A 19899-nucleotide genomic window follows, 5' to 3' on the forward strand; every position below is an offset into this window, starting at 1 on the left:
GCGATCGGCCGGCCCGGCCGCCACAGCGGCACCTCGGGATCCATCACCTACTTCTTGTCGTTCTTCTTGTCATTGGCCCATTTCAGCCGGATCACGCCCACCAGGACGAGAAGCATCAGGCCGATTCTGAGGCCCGCGGACACGAGCGCGACGGTCGTCCACGAATCGTCGCCCTCCTCTTCCTTCTCCTCATGGTCCTGGAACGTCTCGGCGACCATCGTGTTGTACTCCTTCACGAAGTCGTCCCGTTGGAACAGGCGGATCGACTCCGACAGCAGCTCGGGGCGCGTCGGCTCCACCCCGCCCTCCTCAGCCTTCCAATCGGCCAGACGGATGCTCTCCTGGGCACCATCTTCGGTCCCGGCCACACCGAATCCATGACCCATGTGGTAGACACCGTCGACCCCGGCCCGCGCGGCGATGAGCGCCGGCGCCTCTCCGGTCTCCTCGTCCACCTCGGCGAGCACGACGTAGACGGTCTGGGGCCCTCCCTCGACGTACGAGCGGATCTCATCGATCGTTTCGGCGCCCACGGCCTCGGCCATGTGGTCGTCGACGTACACGGGGTCCTCGCGCAGGGCCTCGGCGATCTCCGAGAGCTCGGTCGTCTCCCCTTCCGCCGTCCGGGCCCAGGCGTTCGAGCCCCACGGCAACGCGGTGGAGAAGAGGCCCACGACGGCGAGCAGGGCCAAGGAGCGAGCTCCCATGGGCTTCACTCTCCCGTCTCGTACCGCGTCCACCCGGGTGACCGTCCGCCGAGTACGGGGTGGACCTCTAACTCGCGTCCTCTTCCGGGGCGTCGGTCTCACCGTCGACGTCGGAGTCGGCCTCGGGGCCCGGGCCGTAGACGAACCGTTGTCGGCCCTGGACGAGGATGGCGTGCCCGGTCTCCGTGACGGCCTCCACGTAGGCGTCCAGGTCGTCGGCGACCACGTCCATGGTCTCGGCCTCCAGCACCAACTGGTTGTCGCCGTCCTCGTTGGAGCGGGTGTCCCCGTAGACGAACCCGGCGTGTGCGAAGGCGGGGGAGATCGCGCCCGCCTCGTCTTCCAGGCCCCAGCGGATCTCGCCCGCCACCAAGTCGATGGCGACCATGGGAGCGCCGCCGCTGGCCTGGGACAGCAAGAGGGTGGCGGTGTCGGAGTCGTAGAGCCCTCCGGGGGTACCGGCCTCCTCGAAGAGGGCGGAGACGGGGTTGGCCCCGGGCTCCCGAAGCGTCCACAGGACATCGCCGTCGTCGATGTCGTGCGCGGACAGCGTCGAGGGCGCCTCGGGCTGGGCCCAACGCAACAGCATGACGTCCTTGGTGGGCTCCTCCTCGGGAGCCTCCTCGTCGACGTCCTCCCCGTCGGTCTCCTCGTCCCCGGTCTCCCGGGCCTCGGGGTCCGGGACCTCGTACAGTCCGAGGACCTCCGGGACGCTCACGGGGGCGTTGGACAGACCGAGTTCCTCGTTCTCGGTGTCCAGCGACCAGACGTGTTCACCGGCCTCCTCGGGGGCGACCGAGTAGGCGTGCAGGCCCGATTCGGCGTCCTCTAGCAGGATCGTGTCATCCCAGGCGGAGACCGGAACGCCCAGCGGGTCGACCGGTTCCGCTTCGGTCTCCTCGTCCTCGGACTCACCAGGCTCCTCGGACTCCTCGTCGGACCCCTCGTCCTCTTCGTCGGGCTCGGGTTCGAGGGTGTAGGTCCACAGCTCTTCGCCGTCGACGTCCAGCACCGTGTAGTCGCCGTCGGGTTCCTCGGCGCTCCACTCACTCGGTCGGCGCACCGCCAGCCCGTCCAGGTAGCGGTCCTCCTCCTCAGCGGGCTCCCACAGGGTCTGTCCGCGGGCGTCCAGCACGAACGGTCGATCGTCGGTGTCGCTCAGGGCCAGGACCGGGTCGCCCTCGGTGTCGACGTCGAAACCCCGGAAACGCGCCTCGCCCTCCCAGAGGAGGTCACCGGTGGCGGCGTCGTGCAGCAGGTGGCGGTCCTCGCCGCCGGAGCTGATGAGGAAGGCTCCGCCCACGGGGCTGATGCGCACTCCCATCGGGTCGTCGAGGATCTCGTGGACACCCGCGTCCTCGCCGTGCAGGTGGCGCAGGACCTCACCCTCGATTCCGGGCGGGGGTTCCCCCTCGAACTCGGTGGGGATGGGGGCGGTCTCCTGCTCGGCCGGTGACGCCGGGGGTTCCGGATCACCGGTACATCCCGCGACCATCAGCACCACGAGACCACAGGTCAGGGCCTGGGGCACGCGTGAGCTGCGCATTGACGGTCTCTCCCGATGAAACGATGATGATTACGGCAAATCCTAAGCCGCGAAGCGGTCAAGTGGATACACGGAGCCCACCACTCGTTACCTGGACGTGAGCACCGAACGTTCAGGCGTCCGAGTCGGGTTCCACCTCGATCACGGTGGTCCCCTGGACCTCGAACTCGGCGCGGCCCCCGGTCAGTTCGGCCAGACGCAGCTCGAACGCGGGAAGCTCGTCCTCTGGAAGGGCCACCTCGATACGGACCCGCTCCTCGTAGGCGACGTCGCGAACGTTGAGCGAAGAGTCGCGCAGGTCACTCTCCAACCGCCCACCCAGGACGTAGTCGGCGTGGACGTCCACCACCAGCAGCGACCGGCGCTCCAGCAGACCGAACTCCTCCACCGCCGCCGACACGGAGTTGCCGTAGGCCCTGATCAGGCCGCCGGCACCGAGCTTGGTGCCACCGAAGTAGCGGGTGACGACCGCGACGGTGTCGGTGATTCGCCGGTGGCGCAGCACTTCGAGCATGGGCACCCCGGCGGTCCCGGCGGGTTCGCCGTCGTCGCTGGAACGCTGGACCCCACCGTCCTCACCGAGCACGTAGGCGGTGCAGTTGTGGTTGGCGTTCCAGTGCTCCTTGCGACGTTCGGCGATGAACGCGCGCGCGGCCTCCTCGCCGTCCACCCTGGCCATGGCGCAGATGAACCGGGACTTCTTGATCTCGATCTCGTGTTCGCCGCCGCGTCTGATCGTTCGCATGTCGCCTGTTCAGCAGAGGTCGTGGGTTCGACGCACAGTCTGCCGGCTTTCGGGACGATCCCGACGCTCAGAGATCTTCGTCGTTGGAAGGGCGGTGTCAACGGTGCCCCACCGTGCGCATGGCCGCGCTCGCGGCGTTCGACCCGGACCTGACCGCGCCCCTCGGACTGGTACGGTCCCTTCGCCGGAGTATGCCGGGACGAGCTTGGAACCCCCACAGGGCGACGGACCCGACTCGACGCGTTCATTCTCCGCGAGCGCTTCGTTCCTCCGGGCACATCAGAATTTCCGCACTCGCTGTTATCAAGTACACACATTGGGTAACGTTGCGGACATCAAGCGACTATCACCCGGGAGTCCCGACATGCGCACCACCTCACCCGCCGTGGGCCTGGCACTGACCGCCTTCCTCGTCGCCGGGTGCGCCCAGGGAGCGCCCACGACCAACGACGGTTCCGCTTCCGGCGCGGGCCCCTCGGCCCAGCCCACCGCCGAGCCCAGCGTGACGGCGTCGATCTTCCTTCCCCCGAGTGAGAGCACCGGCGCGGTCACCTACGACGAGACCGCCGTGCCCGAAGGCGCCACCGCCGACGTCCAGGTACGTGTCCAGGACGGGGCCACGTACGTACAGTTCACCGGAACCGGGCTGGAGGCCGACCGGGACTTCGGCGCCCACGTGCACACCAAGCCCTGTGGCGAGGACCCCGCCGACGCCGGGCCGCACTACCAGGACGAGGTCGACCCGGCCGCGACGGAGGACGAGCCCTCCGCCGACCCGGCCTACGCCAACCCGGAGAACGAGGTGTGGCTGGACATGACCACCGACTCCAGTGGCAACGCCTACGTCACCACCACGGTCGACTGGGAGTTCCGCGAGGGAGAGGCCAACTCCCTGGTCCTGCACGACGAGCACACCGCGACCCACGAGGGTCACGCAGGCACGGCGGGCGACCGCCTGGCCTGCGTGACCGTGGAGTTCTGAGCCCCTAGTCGGGGATGAGCCGACGCAGGACGAGCTTCTCGCCCAGCGCCCACGCGGTGGAGGCGCACAGGTACAGTCCCGCGGCCAACGGTACGAACACCGCGACGAGCACGGTGAAGAACTGCAGGTAGGACAGGGCCCCGAGCATCGGCGGCTGAGCGGGGCCCGCCTGCATGGTCGGCAACATGACGTACCGACGGCTGGCCCAGGCCACGGCGGCCAGCACGACCAGCATCACGACGAATACCGGGGCGAAGGAACCGCCGGCCAGGGTGGCACCCAGTTCGACCCCCGCGAAGGTGCGCCGCAACAGCTCTTCCGTACCGGGTGCGACCCCGATGAACAGCCCGTACAGGGCGAACATGATCGGAACCTGAGCGAGCCCCGGGAGACAGCCGGCCATCGGCCCGGTCCCCGCCTCGGAGTAGACCTTGCGTTGTTCGGCGATCAGCCTTTCGGGGTTCTTGCCATGGCGTTCGGTGATCGCCGCCAGACGCGGGGCGAGGCGGGCGCGCTGCTTCTCCGCGCGCACCTGCGCCACCCCCAGGGGCAGGAGTAGCACGCGCACGGCCACGGTCAGCGCGATCACCGCCAGACCGGCGGCGAAGGCCCCGGAGAACGGGGCGAGCAGGTCGGTCAGTACGGCGAGGGTCGCCGAGAGCACGTCGATGAGAGCCGCGATCGGCCCGAAGGTGTACAAGGTGGAAGGCCCTTCGTCCAGGTGGAGAGTTCGGACGTGGGCCGCTCATCGTGGATCGGGGTGCGCACGAGGCCGCGCCGGACACGGGAGGGGACGCGTGTCAGAGCGCGGGGCGGGACATGGTCACCGCGAGGCGCACGAGTCTAGAGAGCGGCCGGAAGGGCCTGTCCTGGCGCTCGGGGGCGTGGTCGACCCGCGGCGTCGGGATCGCGGAGGGTGAGGACGGGCAGTCGGGCGGAACGCCGCCGCATCGCGCGACCGGCGCCGGTGGCGCTGTCGCCGACCGGCCACGGGGCCGTTCCGTGCAGGACCATCCAGGTCAGGGCCGTGCCGACGGCCACCGCCACCAGCACGAGGGCCGGTCCCTGGGTCCCGAGACCGAGGAGCTCGGTGGGAAGGACGCCGAGGAGGAGGAAGTCGAACAGGGGAAGCAGGTAGTGCACCCGACCCCCTTCGATCTCGGTCACCGCAGCCACCGACCGCGATCACATCCGGCCACCATCATACGGACAAAGTCGCCGCTCGGCCAAGGGAGAAATTCCGCCGACACTCCGCCGACGTTCCACTCCGATCACGCGAACCTGTAGCTAAATGACACAGAGTAACCATCTCCGCCGTGTCTTTCCGGGCTCGCGCGAGCCTTCCGAAGAGGGGAACCCCGTGCCGATCCGCCCTGCGAACCTTGCCACCATGTCCGCGACCATCGCTGGAGCCATCTCGGGCATGTCCGACAAGGATCGGACCACCCCGGTCCGGGTCACCTTCGAGTCGGGACACGAACAGAACGTGGAGAACGGCGGTTGCCGAGTGTTGGAGACCGGCCAGGGCGGTGTCGTGGAGATCGAGGGGGACTCACGCTTCGCGTTGTTCGCCGGAACCAGCTGTCAGGGCAGCCGAACCCTGGCCTCCGGTCACGGCAGTGTCCGCTTCGGCACCCCGGTCCTGGCCGGCGCCATCGTCATCGGCTGACCCCGACCCCGGTCACTCGTAGACATCGCGACGGTGACCGACCTTCACCACCCACACCTCGATGACACCGTCATCGACCGTGTAGAGGACCCGGTGGTCACCGATCCGGATCCGGTAGCCGACCCTTCCTCGCAATGCCTTGACCCCTGGAGGGCGGGGGTCCTCGGACAGGCCTCTCACCGCGTGCAGGACCCGCTTGCGCTGCCGCTCTTCCAACTTGCGCAGTTGTCGAGCCGCGGCCGACGAGAAGTAGACCTCATACCGTGTCACCGGGGAGACTCCCGCTCGACCTGGTCGAGCGGGATCCGCTCTCCGTCGTCCTGCGCGATGGCGTCCTCGAGTTCAGCGGCGTCGCGAGCGTCTTCAAGCGCTTCGAGCAGCTCCAGGTCCTCAGATGAGATGAGCGCCGCCACCACGCGTCCACGCCGGGTGATGGTGACTCGTTCATGCCCATAGGAGACCCGGTTGAGAGTGTCGGAGAAGTTCTCTCTGACGTCGCCCGCACCCATGTTCGCCATGACATCAATCCCCTTGATCATGTACGTAGCGTACGTTTCGTACGTTACCCCTGTCCCTCGAACAGAAGAAGTCCTGCGACGTTCTCGGCGAGGTGGACACGGCCCCGGCCTCGTCGAGATCGACGATGGCGGTCATCGGCGGTTCCTTCGCACCGAGCGTCCGGGGAGGCGATCGGTGCGTCGACCGTCCCGGACGGTGAACTCGCCGGAGAGCAGCACGTGTTCGATACCCACCGGGGTACGGCGGGGGTCGTCGTAGGTGGCGCGGGCGGCGACGGTGTCGGGATCGAATACGACGAGGTCGGCGTGGGCCCCCAACTGAATGGTGCCGCGGTCGGCCAGGCCCAGGCGTTGCGCCGGCCGGGAGGTCAGGTGCCGCACGCATTCCTCCAGGCTGAGCAGGCCCAGTTCGCGAACGTAGTGGCCCAGGTAGTGGGGGAAGGTGCCCCAACCACGCGGGTGCGGCCGGTCACCGACGAGGATGCCGTCACTGCCGGCGGTGTGCGCGCTGTGCCGCATGATGGTGCGGATGTTCTCCTCGTTGCCGACCTGGAGCAGACAGCCGCTGCGGAGTTCGTCGGCGACCAACAGGTCGACGTACAGACGCCCCGGTTCCTCGCCCCTACGTGCCGCCAGGTCGGCGATGGAGTGCCCGACCGCCCAGGACAGGCCCGGGTCGGCGGTGCCGGTGACGACGAGGGTCCCCCAGTCCATGGGGACGCCGTGGTTGCCGTCGGTGCCCTTGGTCTCCACCTCCCGCAGGATCCGGCCACGGGTGTCCGGATCGCTCAACCGGTCGAGGGTGGCGGTGGTACCACCCTCCTGCGCCCAGCTCGGCAACGGAGCGGCCAGGTAGGTGGCGCTGGCCCGGTAGGGGTAGCTGTCGAGGGTGACGTCGAGTCCGAAGCGGACGGTGGCCTCGTCGATGGCGTCCAGGACCTCGCGGGCCCGCCCTCGGTTGCGGGGGAAGTTGACGTGGCAGTGGGCCAGGTGGAGCGGGACGTGCGCGCGGCGGGCCACGTCCAGGCATTCCTGGTAGGACTCCACGACCCGGGAACCGTAGTTGCGGTGGTGGGGGCAGTAGTAGCCGCCGGCCTCCCGGACCGGCCCGAGGAGGGCGACGATCTCGTCGTCGGTCGCGTACATGCCCGGGGTGTAGGTCAGTCCGGTGGAGAGTCCGTGCGCTCCGTCGGCCATGCCCTGGGCCACCATGGCGCGCATCCGGTCGAGTTCGGCGTCGGTGGGCGGACGGTCCTCGTTGCCCAGGACCGCCATTCGGACGTTGCCGTGGGGGACGAGGTAGGCGGCGTTGGTGGGGGCCCCACGGTCGACGCGGTCCAGGTACTCGCCCACGCTCCGCCACGTGTGGTCCAGGTCGGGGGTGCCGTTCCAGGCGGAGATCTGCTCGCGAATCGGTTCGACGGTGTCGTCGGTGACGGGGGCGTAGCCGAGTCCGTCCTGGCCGAGCACTTCGAGGGTGACGCCCTGGCGGACCTTGGCCTCGTGGGCCGGGTCCGCGAGCAGGGCGAGGTCGGAGTGGGCGTGCATGTCGACGAAGCCCGGTGCGACGACGAGGCCGCTCACGTCGAGGGTCTCACCGGCGGATCGAGCGGATCCGGGCGAGACTATGTGGCTGATGCGGCCGTCGCGTAGGACGAGGTCGGCCAGGCGGGAGGGGCCGCCCGAGCCGTCGACGACCCGTCCCCCACTGAGTACGGTCTCGGGCTGCACTGTTCCTCCGTTCGGGTCACCGTCGCCCGGCGCGCCGAAGCGCGGGTGTCGGTGTGGCCCAAGATACGCTTACGGGCAAATAATTGGTAACTTTGTTGCCAATAAAAGTGCCCGTGGCCGCCCTGAGTCCGCACGAGCAGCGGCGCGCGCATGTGCACGCGACCCTCCGACCGAAGGAGACCCCATGTCCAAGCAGGCGGTCCAGACCGACCGGGCCCCCGTCCCCGCCGGTGCCTACAGCCAGGGCGTCGTCGCGGGCGGATTCCTGTTCACCGCCGGGTTCGGCCCCCAGGACCCCCGGACGGGGCGCGTCGCGCCGACCGTGGGCGAACAGACCGCCCAGGTCCTGGCCAACATCGCCGCCGTCCTGGCCGAACACGGGCTGACCTTGGACGACGTCGTCAAGGCCACCGTCCACCTGGAGAACCTCAGGGCGGACTTCCCCGAGTTCAACGCCGTCTACGCGGAACACTTCACCGCCCCCTACCCCGTGCGGACGACCGTGGGCTCCGACCTCGCGAACATCCTCGTCGAGATCGACGTCGTCGCCAAGCTCAAGGACTGAGGTCGGGCCGCCCCGGAAGGCCCCGGGGCGGCCGACCCGCCCTTCGCGGTACCTACCCCGAACGGCGGGCCCTGACCACGAGGTCGTGAACGGTGTAGGTGACGTCGTCGATCGTCTGTCGCCCCGGGCGGGACTCGTCGACGAGCACCCGCCACTCCCCCTCGGTGAGCGCCGTGGTCACAGCCTCGCCCTCGTAGAACAGTTCCGGCATGGGCGGCCGAGGCACCCCGGTCTTCAGATCGCTCGGGTGATGCGCGACGACCAACAGCTCGCCACCGGGCGCCACCACCGCGGCCAGGTCGGCGAACAGGCGCGCCCGGGGGTTGGGGAGCATGTGCATGAACTGGGCCGTGACCAGGTCGAAGGGCGGTCCCGGCGGAGACCAGCGGGTCACGTCGGCCTTCAGCCACGTGACTCGTTCGGAGATCTCCGCGCCCCGCTCCCGCGCGTGGGCCTCGGCGCGGTCCAGTGCCACGGACGAGATGTCGACCGCGGTGACCCGCCACCCCCGCTCGGCCAGCCACAGGGCGTCGGCCCCCTCCCCACTGCCCACGTCCAAGGCGCGTCCGGGTTCGAGTCCGGCGACCTCCGCCACCAGATGACGGTTGGGCTCACCACTCCAGATCCGGTCCTTGGACCGGTAACGCTCGTTCCAGAAGTCCTCGCCCATCTCTTGGGGCGCGGCTCCGTGCTCCTGGGTCATTGATCGACCACCTCCGACCACACTCTCGTCGTCGGCGATCCGCGTGGCCACTTCCCTTGCCGGTACGGCAACGGGCGTTCGCCCCGGCCGGCACGAGCACGGGAGCTCTAGGGATCGTCCGGGTCCGGGGTTCCGAGGTCCTCCAGGCACAACTCCAACATGGCCTGGATCCGCGCGGTGAGCCGCGTGCGGTCGTGCCCGCGCAGTGCCTCACCACCTTCGATGCGTCGGACCCGTCCCAGGCCCAGCCACACGGCGGCGAGCAGGGAGGCGTGCACCTCGGCGTTCTCCCGCCCCAGGTACTCGACGAGTGGTTCGATGAACGCGCTCTTGAGTCGCCCCTGGTAGACGGCCTGCAAGTCCGGATCCCCGGCCGAGTGGTCCAAGGCCCGCTGTAGTGTGCTCCCCTCCCCGTGCAACCGCCCCACCGCGTGCTCGGCGAGTCGACGAGGTAGTTCCTCGACCGGGCCGTCGGTGATGAGCCGGGGAAAGACGCCGTCCTCGCGCAGGATCTCGGTGAGCAGCCCGGCCTTGGAACCGAAGTACCGGTTGATCAGCGCGACGTTCACCCCGGCGTGCGAGGCGATCATCCGGGAGGAGACCGAACCGAACCCTTCCTGTGCGAAGAGCTCCTTGGCGCTGGTGAGGATGCGTTCCCTGGTCACCTCACGGCGGCGCGTGGGCACGGTGGCACCGCTTCCGGTCGCGTCCGGACGCTCCATCTGCACCCCTTGGGGCCTCGATCCGACTTTCAGGATTCCAGGGTCCCACCTCCGTGGACCCAGCGCATACCGGCGGCGTTCGAGTGACGCCGACTTGACAGGTCAACAGCGTTTACCTATACCTGAATCCGGATGCCGCCCCCCGGTTGTCGTGCCGTGGGGCTTTCGTGCGTCCGGAACGGGGAACCCATGGAACAGTCGCCGCGCGCAATGTCGAAGACCCGAGAACCCGTCCCGAAGGCGAAAACCCCCGAGGATCCCGCGGCGGCACCGACGTCCGGCCCCGTTCCCGAGACCCCCGACTACCCGCCACGGCCCGTCGTGCGCCGGATCATGGTCGGTCTCGTGTTGGCGATGCTCACCTCGATGCTCACCAACTCGATCATCGGGACCGCGTTGCCCACCATCATGGGCGAACTCGGCGGACAGGATCGGCTGGCCTGGGTGGCCACGGCGGCGCTGCTCACCATGACCGCCTCCACGCCGGTCTGGGGCAAGCTCTCCGACCTGTGGGGACGCAAACTCCTCTTCCAGATCGCCCTCGGCGTCTTCATCGTGGCCTCACTCGCCGCCGGGTTCGCCCAGGACATCAACTGGCTCATCGCCGCGCGCGCCCTCCAAGGACTGGGGGTCGGGGGGCTCGCCACCCTGCCCAACATCATCCTGGGCGATGTCGTCTCCCCGCGTGAGCGTGGCCGCTACAGCGGTCTGATCGGCATGGTCTTCGGTGTGTCCACCGTGCTGGGCCCGCTGGTCGGCGGCTTCCTCGTGGACAGCCCCCTGGGGTGGCGTTGGTGCTTCCTCATCACCGTTCCACTCGCCGTGGTGGCCTTCACCGTCGTCCAGTTCATGTTCCGGATGCCGTTCGCCCCGCGCCGTGACGCGCCGGTGGACCGGCTCGGGGCCGCACTGATCTTCTGTGCCGCCAGCACGGTGATCGTCCTGCTCAGCCTGGGTGGGACCCAGTTCCCGTGGAACTCGCCGACCGCCTACGTCATGGGAGCGGGCGCGGTACTGCTGACCCTCACCGCGGTCCTGGTCGAACGTCGCGCCGCCGAACCCATCATCCCGACCCGCCTGTTCCGGGACCGCACGTTCGTACTGGCCTCCGCGGGCTCGGTGACCGTCGGCATGATGATGTTCGGGCTCATCATCTACATGCCGCAGTACCTGCAGATGGTGCACGGCATGAGCCCCACGGTCTCCGGACTGATGACGCTGCCACTCGTGGGTTCCTTCCTCACCACTTCGATCGGCTCCGGGTACGCCATCAGCGGTACCGGCCGCTGGAAGGTCTACCCGGTGGTGGGCATGGTGCTGTGCGTCATCGGTTTCACCGTGCTGAGCCTGGCGCAGATCGTCCCCGGGCTGACCACGATCGTCGTCGGGCAGATGTGCGTGGGCCTGGGCTTCGGACTCAACATGCAGATCCTGTTGTTGGCCACGCAGAGCGCCCTGCCGCTCCGTGACATGGCCTCCGGGACCGCCTCGGTGACCTTCTTCCGGAACCTGGGCGGCGCCATGGGCGTGGCCGCCTTCGGGGCGGTGATGGTCGGTCGACTCAACGGTGAGCTGGCCGCCGCGGCCACCGCGGCCAGGGAGGCGATGGTCGCCGACCGGGTCGAGGACGTCGACTCGGGCGCGGAGGAGCTGTCGATCGGCCTGGAACAGGCCGCCGAGTCCGCCCAAGGGTCGCCCGAGTTGGTGCACTCGCTGCCCGAACCCGTCCGTGAGGTGATCGTGGGCGCCTTCGACCACGCGATGCAGGGTGTGTTCGTCGCCGGGATCCCCATCGCCGTGATCGGGCTGGTCTCGGTGTCCTTCATGAAGGGGGTGCCGTTGCGCGGCGGAGGTCCCGAGCGGCGCCAAGGCTGACCCGGGTCATCCCATGACCGGGTCGTCCACACACCCCGGGTTCAGAGGTAACGGCGGAAACCCTCGGCCGAGTCGTCGAAGCCCAGGTTCCGGTAGAAGTGGTGCGCGCCCTGCCGGCTCTCGTGGGAGAGCAGTTCGACCTTGTAGCAACCCGCGCGGGTGGCCCGGTCCAGGGCGTCCTCCATGAGGGCCCTGCCGATGCCCTGGAAGCGGGTCTCGGGGTCGACGACGAGGTTGTCGACCACCGCCCACGGCTGGGCGTCGTGGGTCAGGTTGGCCACGACCATCAGGTCGAGGGTCCCGATGATCTGGCCGCGGCGTTCGGCCACCAGCACGGTGCGATCGGGGTCGGTCTCCATCCGGGTCCAGGCCCGGACCGCGGCGGAGGACATACGAACGTGCGCACTCCGCGTATGGGTGGTGTCCCCGAGTTCACGCAAGAGGCGCAGGATCGCACCGAGGTCGGACCGAATGGCCGCACGAATCATCATGGCTTTCGGCATCGTAGCCGACAGCCTGCTACAAGGCGGACGACACCCTACAACCAGTCACAAAACGCCGAGGGCGGGACGACCGTCCCGCCCTCGTCCCGCCACCTGGCGGAGTGCTTCCCGACGAACCCTCAGGGTTTGCGGATGACCCGCACGCCCTCGTCGTTGGTCGGAGGCTGCTGCCGGCTCTCCGGACGACGGTAGACACCGGTGAGACCCGGGTCCCCGGTGTCGGTCGGGGACTGCTCCTGGCCACTCTGCGGCTGCTGCGGGCCGCTGGGCGCCTGCTGCGGACCTCCGGGGGCCTGCTGTGGCCCACCCTGCGGACGCTGGGGACCGCTCTGGGGCTGCTGAGGACCGCTCTGCGGCTGCTGCGGGCCACCGGGTGCCTGCTGCTGCGGCGCGTTCGGCGGACCATCCGGAGCGGGCGCGTTGAAGCGGGCCCCCTGCGGCGGCTGGGGCGCCGCAGGCTTGGGCTCTCCACCCTTGCCCTCGTCCGGCCGACCCTGCTCGTTCTCGGGCAGCGGCTGGATGCGCACCGTCGCCTCGTCCGGAGCCTGCGGCGGCGCCTGGGCGGCGGCCTCGTCCTGCTTCGGCTCGGCCTCCGGGGTCTTGGCCTTGGGAGCCTCGCCCTCCGGGCCCTTGGCCTGCGGGGCCTTGTTCTCGGGTGCCTTGTTCTCGGGCGCCTTGTTCTGCGGCGGGCGTCCCTGCGGTCCCTTGGGCCCGGTCTTGGGAGCCTCGACCTTGGGCTTCTCCGCCTCGACGGCGGCCTCGCGTGAAAGACCGATTTCGAGCGCACCGGCCTTGTCCTCGGCGGTGACCAGCTCGGCGAGCGTCGAGTGCATGTCCTTCAGACGACGCAGCGCCTCGGCGTGCGTGGCCGTGAGCGTGGCCAGTCGACGGTCGGCCGTGTCGTGGATCTTCTGGGCCCGGGCCTCGGCCTCGTTCAGCCGCCGCTCGCCCTCCTGCTTGGCCTGCTCACGGAGCTGGTCGGCCTCCTTCTTGGCGCCGGAGACCATCTCGGTGGCCTCGGTGCGAGCGGAGGAGACGATGCGCTCGGCGTGCTCCTCGGCGTCCTTGCGGTGCTTGGAGACCTCCTCCTCGGCCTTCTTCTGGGCCTCCTTCACCTCGGACTCGACCCGGGAACGACGCTCCTTGGCCTCTTCCTCGGCGATCCGCAGGATCTCCGCCATACGCTCGCTGATCTGCTCGTGCTCAGGCTTGACCTGGGCCTTCTCGCGAGCGATCGCGAGGTCACGCTTGTACTGCTCCAGTTCGTCGTCCATCCGCTGAAGACGTTCGCGGAGGTCCTTGAACTGATTGTCCATTCGGACGTAGTAGTCGTCGACGTGCGCCTTGTCGTAGCCGCCCTTGCGCACTGTCGGGAACCTGTCTTGCTGCAGTCCGCCGCCCGGCAACATATCGCTCATGTGCCTTTCATGTCCTTAACACCGTTGACTGCACGTCGCTGATGGTAAAACTGCGCCATCTGTATAAAGAACACCCAAGGCGTCCCCCTGTGCGAGTTCTGCCCTCAAGTGTCTGTTTCATGCACCGGCTCGGCTCGATGAGGGGCATCGGCCGAGAGCGGAGCGTAACGCCGTGGACACCGTCCAAACGACCAAGGTAGACACGGGCCGCGCCGCCGCGTCAAGATCCCTGACGGGTACTTCACCGTGCGGACCCTGGTCACCTACTTACTAAGGTATGCGCGATCATCCCCACACGGGGGCCGGGCGGTCAATTTCCTCCACATTCGGCCTCAGGGGAACCGACCTCGGAAAGAAGGACGTGGCATATGGGCAGCGCGACGGACGACGGTGGCGTGGGCCGGGGCGGAGGCCCGCTCATCGGGGGCGCCCCCTTCGGCGAACCGGAGATCGATCCCACCGCCTGGATCGCCCCGGGAGCGGTCGTGGTCGGCCGCGTCCGCCTGGGTGCCGAAAGCAGTGTCTGGTACGGATCCGTCCTCCGCGCCGACACCGAGGACATCGTGGTGGGTGAGAAGGTCAACATCCAGGACCAGTGCGGGCTGCACGCCGACCCCGGACAGCCCGCGATCCTCCACGACAACGTGAGCCTGGGCCACAAGGCGATGGTGCACGGCGCGATCGTCGAAGAGGGTGCGCTCATCGGCATCGGCGCGATCGTGCTCGGCGGCGCGCGGGTCGGCGAGGGCGCTCTGGTGGCCGCCGGTTCCCTGGTGGCCCCCGGCAAGGTCGTCCCACCGAACACGCTGTGGGCGGGCGTTCCCGGCAAGGTGGTCCGTGAGCTCAACGACGACGACCGCCTGGTGCTGGAGCACACGCCGACCGCGTACGCGGCCTACGCCGTGCAGCACCAGGACGTCACCTGGTACTGAAAGGCGGGGTCGACGACCTCTCCCATGCCTCAGGGGGGTGGGAGGCGCAGGGACTTCGCCGCGCCTCCCCCGGAGGGAACGGACACCGTGTGACTAGCTCGGGTGGGCGGGTGGGTGGCCCACCCGAGTCATGCGCGGGGAGCACCCTCGGACCTAGTCTGGAGAGTGCTCGTCCCCTGTCGGAGCGGACCGCGTCGCGTCCGCCCGAACGCCAAGGGTGTGGGCGTTTCCGTCCTGCCCGGCGACACCGTCGTCCCTCGGAGGTGAGCACCGATGAACCACGGCGTCTATCTGTGTGAGCGCCTTCACGATCATGTCGCCCTCGACGAGATCGAACTGTACGCCGAGGTCCTGACAGCGGTCGCCGACACCGATCAGAGCCTGAGTCTCGACGAGATCGACCGTGCCCTGGGGATCGTGGACCACCCCGAGGGCGACCACGGGGACACCCCGCCGGCCGGTGGGACACCGTGCCCCGAACCAGGACGGGAAGAGCCCGATCCCCGTGCCCCGGAGCCGACGCCTCCCGAAGGAGCGTCCCCACGCGGTGCCGGCATCGCTCCGGCGCCCCGCCCTCCCGATCCACGCTCGGAGCGACCACCGACGGACCTGAAACGGAACGCGACCCTCACCGGCAACGGTCACGGACCGATCCCGCTGGGACCATCCACCCCTTGGGCCCCGCTCCAGGCCCTCGGGGACTTCCACACCCACCGCGCACTCCAGGGCCCCCTCCTGCGCAGGCTCGCCCCCTGGTACATCTGACCGCCGGCGGCGCCCCTCCTCGCTCGATCGTCGGGTTCCCGATCGAAGCGGCCTGATCCGGCCACCTCCGGCCCGCTCCAACGGCCCCGCCACCGGGTAGTGACCCTTCTGACCCCTCGGTCACCCCGGTCACGACCGGCCGCCCCCGCAGGAGCATGGATGCGCGAACCCGAAAGGCCCGCCCCCGAGACCCGGCGGCGCCTCGACCTCCACGACACCGACGACTCCGAAGAGCCGGACAACGCGCGCAAGGTCACCTTCACCATCGCCGCCGCGGTGACGATCCTCTTCCTCCTGATCACGGCGGCGGGTGTCGGATGGTTCCTGTCGCGCGACGACGCCTCGACCGACCCCGGTGACGCCTCGGGTGACGCCTCCGCGTCGCAGGACTCAGGCGAGGGCGGGGAGAGCGAAGCGGACCGGACTCCGGTCGAGACCGGCACCGTCTCCGACCCGAACGCGGGGTTGGCCTTCCAACTCCCCGGTGAGGGCTGGCGGCGACTCGGTGACGACCAGGTGCCATCGGAATACGACACCTACTCGATCCATGGTTCACCAGAGGATCCGGAGGCGATCATCGTGACCGGCACCGAGGAACTCGGCCCCCTCGAACCCCTCGCGCTCACCGCCGTGGACATGGCCACGGACATGGTCGGCCAACTGGTCGCCGAGGAGGGCGACCTGTGGATCGAACCGGACGGCGCCACCGAGGTGGACGGCGTTCCCGCGTTCGGGGTGACCATGGGCAGCGACTCGGGTGACGGTGCGAACACCTACGGAAGATTCCTGGTCATGGAGCTCGGCGGCGACCAGGGCGCGTTCATGCTCGGCTTGAACACCGGCGGAGGCGACGAGGTCACCGACGGTATCGATGCCGCCTTCGACTCCGTGGTCACCCTCTGACGGAACCGACCCCCCGGATGCTCCGCGACACCCCGGTCCAGGGTGTCGCGGGGCAGGGAGGCCCACGCGTGGGGTCAGAGCGGCAGGACCGCGCGGAGCAGGAAACCTCCGTCCCTGGTGCGGGAGCCGGAGACCGTCCCCCCGTTAGCGGAGACACGTTCGGCGAGCCCGGTCAGCCCGTTGCCACCGTTCTCGTCCCGCACCCGTTCCCGGGCGTGGTCGTTGTGCATCTCCAGCACCAGGGTGGCGCTCTCCCCGGCCTCCCCTCGGGCCAGGGTGAAGGTGATCTGGCATTCCTCGGCGTCGCTGTGTCGCAGCACGTTGGTGCCTCCCTCCCGGACCACCCAAGCGGCCGTCGCCTCGACCCGCTCCGGGAGTTCGAGTCCCTCCAACCCGGTGACCGTGGTCCGGGTCCCTCCGGTCTCCAGGATCGAAGAGACCGAGGCGACCTCGTCGGCCAGGTCGGCCTCCCTGTGGCCGCTCACCGCCGATCGCACCTGGCCCAGCGCCTTGCGGGCCAGGTCCTGGACCTCCGCCAGTTCGACGGCGGCGCGATCCGGAGCGCGGTCCACCAGACGGCTCGCCAACTGGGCCTTGACCGCCAGGGCGGACAGGCTGTGCCCGAGCAGGTCGTGCATGTCCCGGGCGAAGCGGAGTCGTTCCTCGGTCACCGCGAGCCGGGCTCGGGCCCGCTGGCCGATGACCGCCTCACGGCTCGCGTCCCAGAGCCAGATGGTGAGCAAGGTCGTGCCGACCAGCACCAAGGCGGCCACGACCGCCCCGGCCCAGACCACGAGGTACAGGGGGAGGTCGGTGATGGGCACGGCGTAGGTCGGCAGCAGCACCAGCGGGGAGAACAGCAGGGCCACAGCGACGATGAGGGTGGTGCGTCCGTGCGTCAGGAGGGCGCCGACCGACCACCAGAGGGCGATCGTGAACAGGCTCGCCACCGGTGAGGCGAGCAGGACGGCCGTCGCCGCCAACAACGCCAGAGAGGTCCAGTAGAGCCTCGGTGAGGGGGACCGGTCGCCGTCCAGGCGCTCGCGCAGCAACAGGATGAGCAGGACGATGTTGGGGACGCAGAGCGCCACCCCGAGCGCGGACCGCCACATCGGGCTCTGTCCCGACGCGCTGAAGACCAGGTCGAGGAGGGGGAAGAAGGCCGTGGACAGGCAGCTGCCGCCGAGCATGACGAAGTTGATCAAGCGCGTGATCCGGAAACGACGGTCGGCCCACCGTTCCCTCCCACTGCTCGTCTCGCCCTGGACGCTTCCAGAGGGTGACACGGCGTCCGCTCGCGGTGGGGCCGGCGCGATGTCCGCTCGCGCGGTGGCCGGCACGGTGGCCGGTCGCACCGGGTTGCGGGGGGCGCTCTGGAGCGAGGCGTTGGAGAGCGGGACGACCGTGCGCAGCCGGAAACCGCCGTCGGCCGTACCGGTCGCCGTCAGTGTGCCACCGACACGCTCGACGCGTTCGGCCAGCCCCGACAGACCGCTGGCCGAGCCCGTGTCCTCGACCTCACCGACCTCGGCGCCGTCGTTGGCCATCTCGATGACCAGGCTGCTCGGAACGTCGTCGGCCGCCTCCACCACGGAGAACCCGATCCGACACCGGCGGGCCTCGCTGTGCCGCAGGACGTTCGTGCCGCCCTCGCGCACCACCCACGCGGCCAGACCGGCGGTCTCGCGTGGCAGGTCCAACCCGCTCAGGCCGGTGACCGTAGTGACGGTCCGGTTCTGTTCCAGGACCGCCCGGACCGAACCCACCTCGGTCTCCAGGTCGAGGTCACGGTAGCCGCGGACCACGGATCGCACTCGCTGCAACGTTCCCCGGGCCGCCTCGTGCACCTGGTCGATCCTCAGCCGTGCGTCCTGTGGGTCGGTGCGCAGGACCCGTCCCGCGTGCTCGGCGCTCACCGCGAGTGTGCTCAGTTCCGTGCCGAGAAGGCCCCGGATGTCGTCGGCGAAACGGAGACGTTCCTCGCTCACCGCCAGCCGGGCCCGGGCCTGGGAGCCCTCGACCGCCTCACGGGTCGCGTCCCACATCCAGAAGGTGGCCACGCAACCGGACCAGATGATCAGCATGAAGAGGACCGCGAGGACGAAGTCCGCCCCCAGTAGGAGGGGCGAGTGGCCGATCGGGTCCAGCAGGACCCGGACCCAGGGCAGGACCACCAGGAGCGGACTGATCCACAGGGACCGTCGCCACGGGGCCATGAAGACCAGCAGGCACCAGGCGCCCGCGCACGCGGAGAAGATGTAGAAGGGGACCTGGAGGAAGACGCACATCAGGGCGACCACGGCCAGGGATCCCCAGTACAGACGGGGGTCGGCGACGGCGCGACCGTTCACCCGTTGCCACGTCATCCGCCACCCGAAGGCCGAGCCGACCACCCCCAGCCCCAGGGCCACCAGGGTGGGCCACCGCCGCTGTCCCGCCACGGCCCGGTACGCGGTGGGATCGAGCTGGAAGAGCAGCTCGTAGAAGGGCCAGACCAGGAAGAGCAGCCCCAGTGCGGACATGAAGATCAGCACGACCCAGCGGAGGCGACGCTGCCTGCGGGTGTAGAGACCGCCGTCCGACGATTCCAAGACCTCGGTCGACTCCGTGTCCTCTTCGGCCCGTAGCGCCACCCGCCCCGCCTTCCCCACCGACATCCGTCCACCTCACGTTAGAACGTGCCGGGAAGGCCACCGTCCTGGGTCTTCCCGACACGTTCGGTCTGTCCGTCACGCTCAGGGACGGCGGGGGTCCCAGAGGAAGTAACGGTGGACCAGCAGCGCCAGGACCACGATCCAGGCGAGCATGATGCCGATGTTGGGCAGCGCGCCGGCCCACAGACCGATGAGACCCACCGGTTCGGCGCCCTCGAAGCCACCGAAGACGTCGTAGCCGAAGTAGGCGGCCTGGGCCATCTCCACGGTCGGGGCGACCGGCAGCAGCATCGCCACCTGGCGCAGGCCGTCGGGCATGACCTCCAGCGGGATGAAGCTGCCACCGAGGAACAGCAGGGCCATCATCGGCACCATCGAGAGCATCTGCGCGGACTCGGCGTTGCTCACGAATCGGGTGATCAGCAGACCCAGCAGGGTCATCGCGAGGCATCCCAGCACCACGGAGAACACCAACATCACCGGGTCGGAGGGCAGCGGACCGCCGAGGGCGACGGACCCACCGATGATGAGCGCCGCGATCAGCAGGGTGAACAGCAGGACCACGAGGAACACGCCCCCGAAGATCGCCACCGCGGGCACCCCGCTCACCCGGAGCCGTTTGAGGACCAGGGCCTCACGTCGGGCGGTGAAGACGTTGGAGGGGTGACCCAGGCCGATGAACAGGGCGATGGCGCCGATGGTGCCGACCAGCGCCGCCTCCGTGGTGGTGTAGTCCCCCAGGATCGGGACGCTCTCCTGGTTGAGGACCGGAAGCAGCAGGATCATCGGCATGATCAGGTACATCAACGCGGTCTTGTACCGGACGAAGAGCGTGAACTCGGTGCGGCCCAGGCGCAGGGTCTGACGCGGCACGCCCGGCCCCTTCTTGCGGCGTTCGGTGCCCTCGGGGGCTGTGGTGGTCATGTCGGGTGCTCCAGAAGTCTGTGGGATGGGTGGTCCG

21 protein-coding genes are annotated in these 19899 nt (G+C 69.3%); 7 read left to right on the forward strand and 14 right to left on the reverse strand.

What is annotated here, in order from left to right:
* Positions 1–47: 47 nt before the first annotated feature.
* The 3 genes from ACWGKS_RS15030 to ACWGKS_RS15040 form a co-directional block, all read right to left on the reverse strand.
* The gene (locus tag ACWGKS_RS15030; RefSeq protein ID WP_452522879.1) at positions 48–707 is read right to left on the reverse strand and encodes a hypothetical protein; all 660 of its coding nucleotides are present in this window, start codon (positions 705–707) and stop codon (positions 48–50) included.
* 67 nt (positions 708–774) lie between these two features.
* The gene (locus tag ACWGKS_RS15035; RefSeq protein WP_452522881.1) at positions 775–2253 is read right to left on the reverse strand and encodes an outer membrane protein assembly factor BamB family protein; all 1479 of its coding nucleotides are present in this window, start codon (positions 2251–2253) and stop codon (positions 775–777) included.
* A 112-nt stretch (positions 2254–2365) separates the two neighbouring features.
* On the reverse strand, positions 2366–2998 hold the full coding sequence (locus ACWGKS_RS15040; RefSeq protein ID WP_452455413.1) for a YigZ family protein: 633 nt from the start codon (positions 2996–2998) through the stop codon (positions 2366–2368).
* Between the two features lie 364 nt (positions 2999–3362).
* On the opposite strand from ACWGKS_RS15040, the gene ACWGKS_RS15045 reads away from it, so the two are divergent.
* The gene (locus ACWGKS_RS15045) at positions 3363–3980 is read left to right on the forward strand and encodes a superoxide dismutase family protein (RefSeq protein WP_358503784.1); all 618 of its coding nucleotides are present in this window, start codon (positions 3363–3365) and stop codon (positions 3978–3980) included.
* 4 nt (positions 3981–3984) lie between these two features.
* On the opposite strand, the gene ACWGKS_RS15050 is transcribed toward ACWGKS_RS15045, so the two are convergent.
* Complete coding sequence (locus ACWGKS_RS15050) at positions 3985–4680, reverse strand: YidC/Oxa1 family membrane protein insertase (RefSeq protein ID WP_452522883.1); 696 nt, start codon at positions 4678–4680, stop codon at positions 3985–3987.
* Positions 4681–4823: 143 nt separating this feature from the next.
* Entirely contained in the window at positions 4824–5123 is a 300-nt protein-coding gene (locus ACWGKS_RS15055; RefSeq protein ID WP_358504071.1) for a DUF6412 domain-containing protein, read from the reverse strand.
* A 217-nt stretch (positions 5124–5340) separates the two neighbouring features.
* On the opposite strand from ACWGKS_RS15055, the gene ACWGKS_RS15060 reads away from it, so the two are divergent.
* Complete coding sequence (locus ACWGKS_RS15060) at positions 5341–5649, forward strand: hypothetical protein (protein WP_358503789.1); 309 nt, start codon at positions 5341–5343, stop codon at positions 5647–5649.
* 12 nt (positions 5650–5661) lie between these two features.
* Here ACWGKS_RS15060 and ACWGKS_RS15065 read toward each other — a convergent pair whose 3' ends face one another.
* The 3 genes from ACWGKS_RS15065 to ACWGKS_RS15075 form a co-directional block, all read right to left on the reverse strand.
* On the reverse strand, positions 5662–5919 hold the full coding sequence (locus ACWGKS_RS15065; protein ID WP_358503792.1) for a type II toxin-antitoxin system RelE family toxin: 258 nt from the start codon (positions 5917–5919) through the stop codon (positions 5662–5664).
* Complete coding sequence (locus ACWGKS_RS15070; protein WP_358503794.1) at positions 5916–6188, reverse strand: type II toxin-antitoxin system prevent-host-death family antitoxin; 273 nt, start codon at positions 6186–6188, stop codon at positions 5916–5918. Before ACWGKS_RS15070 ends, ACWGKS_RS15065 begins: the two co-directional genes overlap by 4 nt.
* A gap of 111 nt (positions 6189–6299) precedes the next feature.
* Positions 6300–7898, reverse strand: coding sequence for an N-acyl-D-amino-acid deacylase family protein (locus ACWGKS_RS15075; protein ID WP_358503797.1), 1599 nt, complete (start codon positions 7896–7898; stop codon positions 6300–6302).
* A gap of 184 nt (positions 7899–8082) precedes the next feature.
* On the opposite strand from ACWGKS_RS15075, the gene ACWGKS_RS15080 reads away from it, so the two are divergent.
* A complete protein-coding gene (locus tag ACWGKS_RS15080) occupies positions 8083–8463 on the forward strand; it encodes a RidA family protein (protein ID WP_358503800.1) in 381 nt (126 codons plus the stop codon).
* A gap of 52 nt (positions 8464–8515) precedes the next feature.
* On the opposite strand, the gene ACWGKS_RS15085 is transcribed toward ACWGKS_RS15080, so the two are convergent.
* Positions 8516–9166 (reverse strand): SAM-dependent methyltransferase, encoded by a 651-nt coding sequence (locus ACWGKS_RS15085; protein WP_358503803.1) that lies wholly within the window; start codon positions 9164–9166, stop codon positions 8516–8518.
* Between the two features lie 107 nt (positions 9167–9273).
* Positions 9274–9888, reverse strand: a complete 615-nt coding sequence (locus ACWGKS_RS15090) for a TetR/AcrR family transcriptional regulator (protein WP_358503806.1) — start codon at positions 9886–9888, stop codon at positions 9274–9276.
* Positions 9889–10221: 333 nt separating this feature from the next.
* On the opposite strand from ACWGKS_RS15090, the gene ACWGKS_RS15095 reads away from it, so the two are divergent.
* The gene (locus ACWGKS_RS15095) at positions 10222–11763 is read left to right on the forward strand and encodes an MDR family MFS transporter (RefSeq protein WP_452522953.1); all 1542 of its coding nucleotides are present in this window, start codon (positions 10222–10224) and stop codon (positions 11761–11763) included.
* A gap of 41 nt (positions 11764–11804) precedes the next feature.
* Here ACWGKS_RS15095 and ACWGKS_RS15100 read toward each other — a convergent pair whose 3' ends face one another.
* Positions 11805–12254: a GNAT family N-acetyltransferase gene (locus tag ACWGKS_RS15100; protein ID WP_358503812.1), complete on the reverse strand. Its 450-nt coding sequence runs from the start codon at positions 12252–12254 to the stop codon at positions 11805–11807.
* Positions 12255–12385: 131 nt separating this feature from the next.
* Positions 12386–13675, reverse strand: a complete 1290-nt coding sequence (locus ACWGKS_RS15105) for a cell division protein DivIVA (RefSeq protein WP_452522955.1) — start codon at positions 13673–13675, stop codon at positions 12386–12388.
* Between the two features lie 377 nt (positions 13676–14052).
* Here ACWGKS_RS15105 and ACWGKS_RS15110 point away from each other — a divergent pair, with 377 nt between their 5' ends.
* The 3 genes from ACWGKS_RS15110 to ACWGKS_RS15120 all read left to right on the forward strand — a co-directional run bounded on the left by ACWGKS_RS15110 (position 14053) and on the right by ACWGKS_RS15120 (position 16284).
* Complete coding sequence (locus tag ACWGKS_RS15110) at positions 14053–14616, forward strand: gamma carbonic anhydrase family protein (RefSeq protein WP_358503814.1); 564 nt, start codon at positions 14053–14055, stop codon at positions 14614–14616.
* A gap of 273 nt (positions 14617–14889) precedes the next feature.
* Positions 14890–15381: a hypothetical protein gene (locus tag ACWGKS_RS15115; protein ID WP_452455406.1), complete on the forward strand. Its 492-nt coding sequence runs from the start codon at positions 14890–14892 to the stop codon at positions 15379–15381.
* Between the two features lie 159 nt (positions 15382–15540).
* Positions 15541–16284, forward strand: a complete 744-nt coding sequence (locus ACWGKS_RS15120) for a hypothetical protein (protein WP_452455405.1) — start codon at positions 15541–15543, stop codon at positions 16282–16284.
* A gap of 74 nt (positions 16285–16358) precedes the next feature.
* Here ACWGKS_RS15120 and ACWGKS_RS15125 read toward each other — a convergent pair whose 3' ends face one another.
* Both ACWGKS_RS15125 and ACWGKS_RS15130 read right to left on the reverse strand, forming a co-directional pair.
* Positions 16359–18941, reverse strand: a complete 2583-nt coding sequence (locus tag ACWGKS_RS15125; protein WP_452522888.1) for a histidine kinase — start codon at positions 18939–18941, stop codon at positions 16359–16361.
* A 78-nt stretch (positions 18942–19019) separates the two neighbouring features.
* Positions 19020–19862: an ABC transporter permease gene (locus tag ACWGKS_RS15130; protein ID WP_358503825.1), complete on the reverse strand. Its 843-nt coding sequence runs from the start codon at positions 19860–19862 to the stop codon at positions 19020–19022.
* Between the last annotated feature and the right edge of the window lie 37 nt (positions 19863–19899).

This window comes from Nocardiopsis sp. NPDC055879 (assembly GCF_053615935.1).

Bases quoted from the DNA above. Each gene is read 5' to 3' on its own strand.
- ACWGKS_RS15030 (WP_452522879.1), bottom strand. From the start codon at position 707: ATGGGAGCTCGCTCCTTGGCCCTGCTCGCCGTCGTGGGCCTCTTCTCC.
- ACWGKS_RS15035 (WP_452522881.1), bottom strand. From the start codon at position 2,253: ATGCGCAGCTCACGCGTGCCCCAGGCCCTGACCTGTGGTCTCGTGGTG.
- ACWGKS_RS15040 (WP_452455413.1), bottom strand. From the start codon at position 2,998: ATGCGAACGATCAGACGCGGCGGCGAACACGAGATCGAGATCAAGAAG.
- ACWGKS_RS15045 (WP_358503784.1), top strand. From the start codon at position 3,363: ATGCGCACCACCTCACCCGCCGTGGGCCTGGCACTGACCGCCTTCCTC.
- ACWGKS_RS15070 (WP_358503794.1), bottom strand. From the start codon at position 6,188: ATGATCAAGGGGATTGATGTCATGGCGAACATGGGTGCGGGCGACGTC.
- ACWGKS_RS15080 (WP_358503800.1), top strand. From the start codon at position 8,083: ATGTCCAAGCAGGCGGTCCAGACCGACCGGGCCCCCGTCCCCGCCGGT.
- ACWGKS_RS15085 (WP_358503803.1), bottom strand. From the start codon at position 9,166: ATGACCCAGGAGCACGGAGCCGCGCCCCAAGAGATGGGCGAGGACTTC.
- ACWGKS_RS15090 (WP_358503806.1), bottom strand. From the start codon at position 9,888: ATGGAGCGTCCGGACGCGACCGGAAGCGGTGCCACCGTGCCCACGCGC.
- ACWGKS_RS15095 (WP_452522953.1), top strand. From the start codon at position 10,222: ATGGTCGGTCTCGTGTTGGCGATGCTCACCTCGATGCTCACCAACTCG.
- ACWGKS_RS15100 (WP_358503812.1), bottom strand. From the start codon at position 12,254: ATGATGATTCGTGCGGCCATTCGGTCCGACCTCGGTGCGATCCTGCGC.
- ACWGKS_RS15105 (WP_452522955.1), bottom strand. From the start codon at position 13,675: ATGTTGCCGGGCGGCGGACTGCAGCAAGACAGGTTCCCGACAGTGCGC.
- ACWGKS_RS15110 (WP_358503814.1), top strand. From the start codon at position 14,053: ATGGGCAGCGCGACGGACGACGGTGGCGTGGGCCGGGGCGGAGGCCCG.
- ACWGKS_RS15115 (WP_452455406.1), top strand. From the start codon at position 14,890: ATGAACCACGGCGTCTATCTGTGTGAGCGCCTTCACGATCATGTCGCC.
- ACWGKS_RS15120 (WP_452455405.1), top strand. From the start codon at position 15,541: ATGCGCGAACCCGAAAGGCCCGCCCCCGAGACCCGGCGGCGCCTCGAC.
- ACWGKS_RS15125 (WP_452522888.1), bottom strand. From the start codon at position 18,941: ATGTCGGTGGGGAAGGCGGGGCGGGTGGCGCTACGGGCCGAAGAGGAC.
- ACWGKS_RS15130 (WP_358503825.1), bottom strand. From the start codon at position 19,862: ATGACCACCACAGCCCCCGAGGGCACCGAACGCCGCAAGAAGGGGCCG.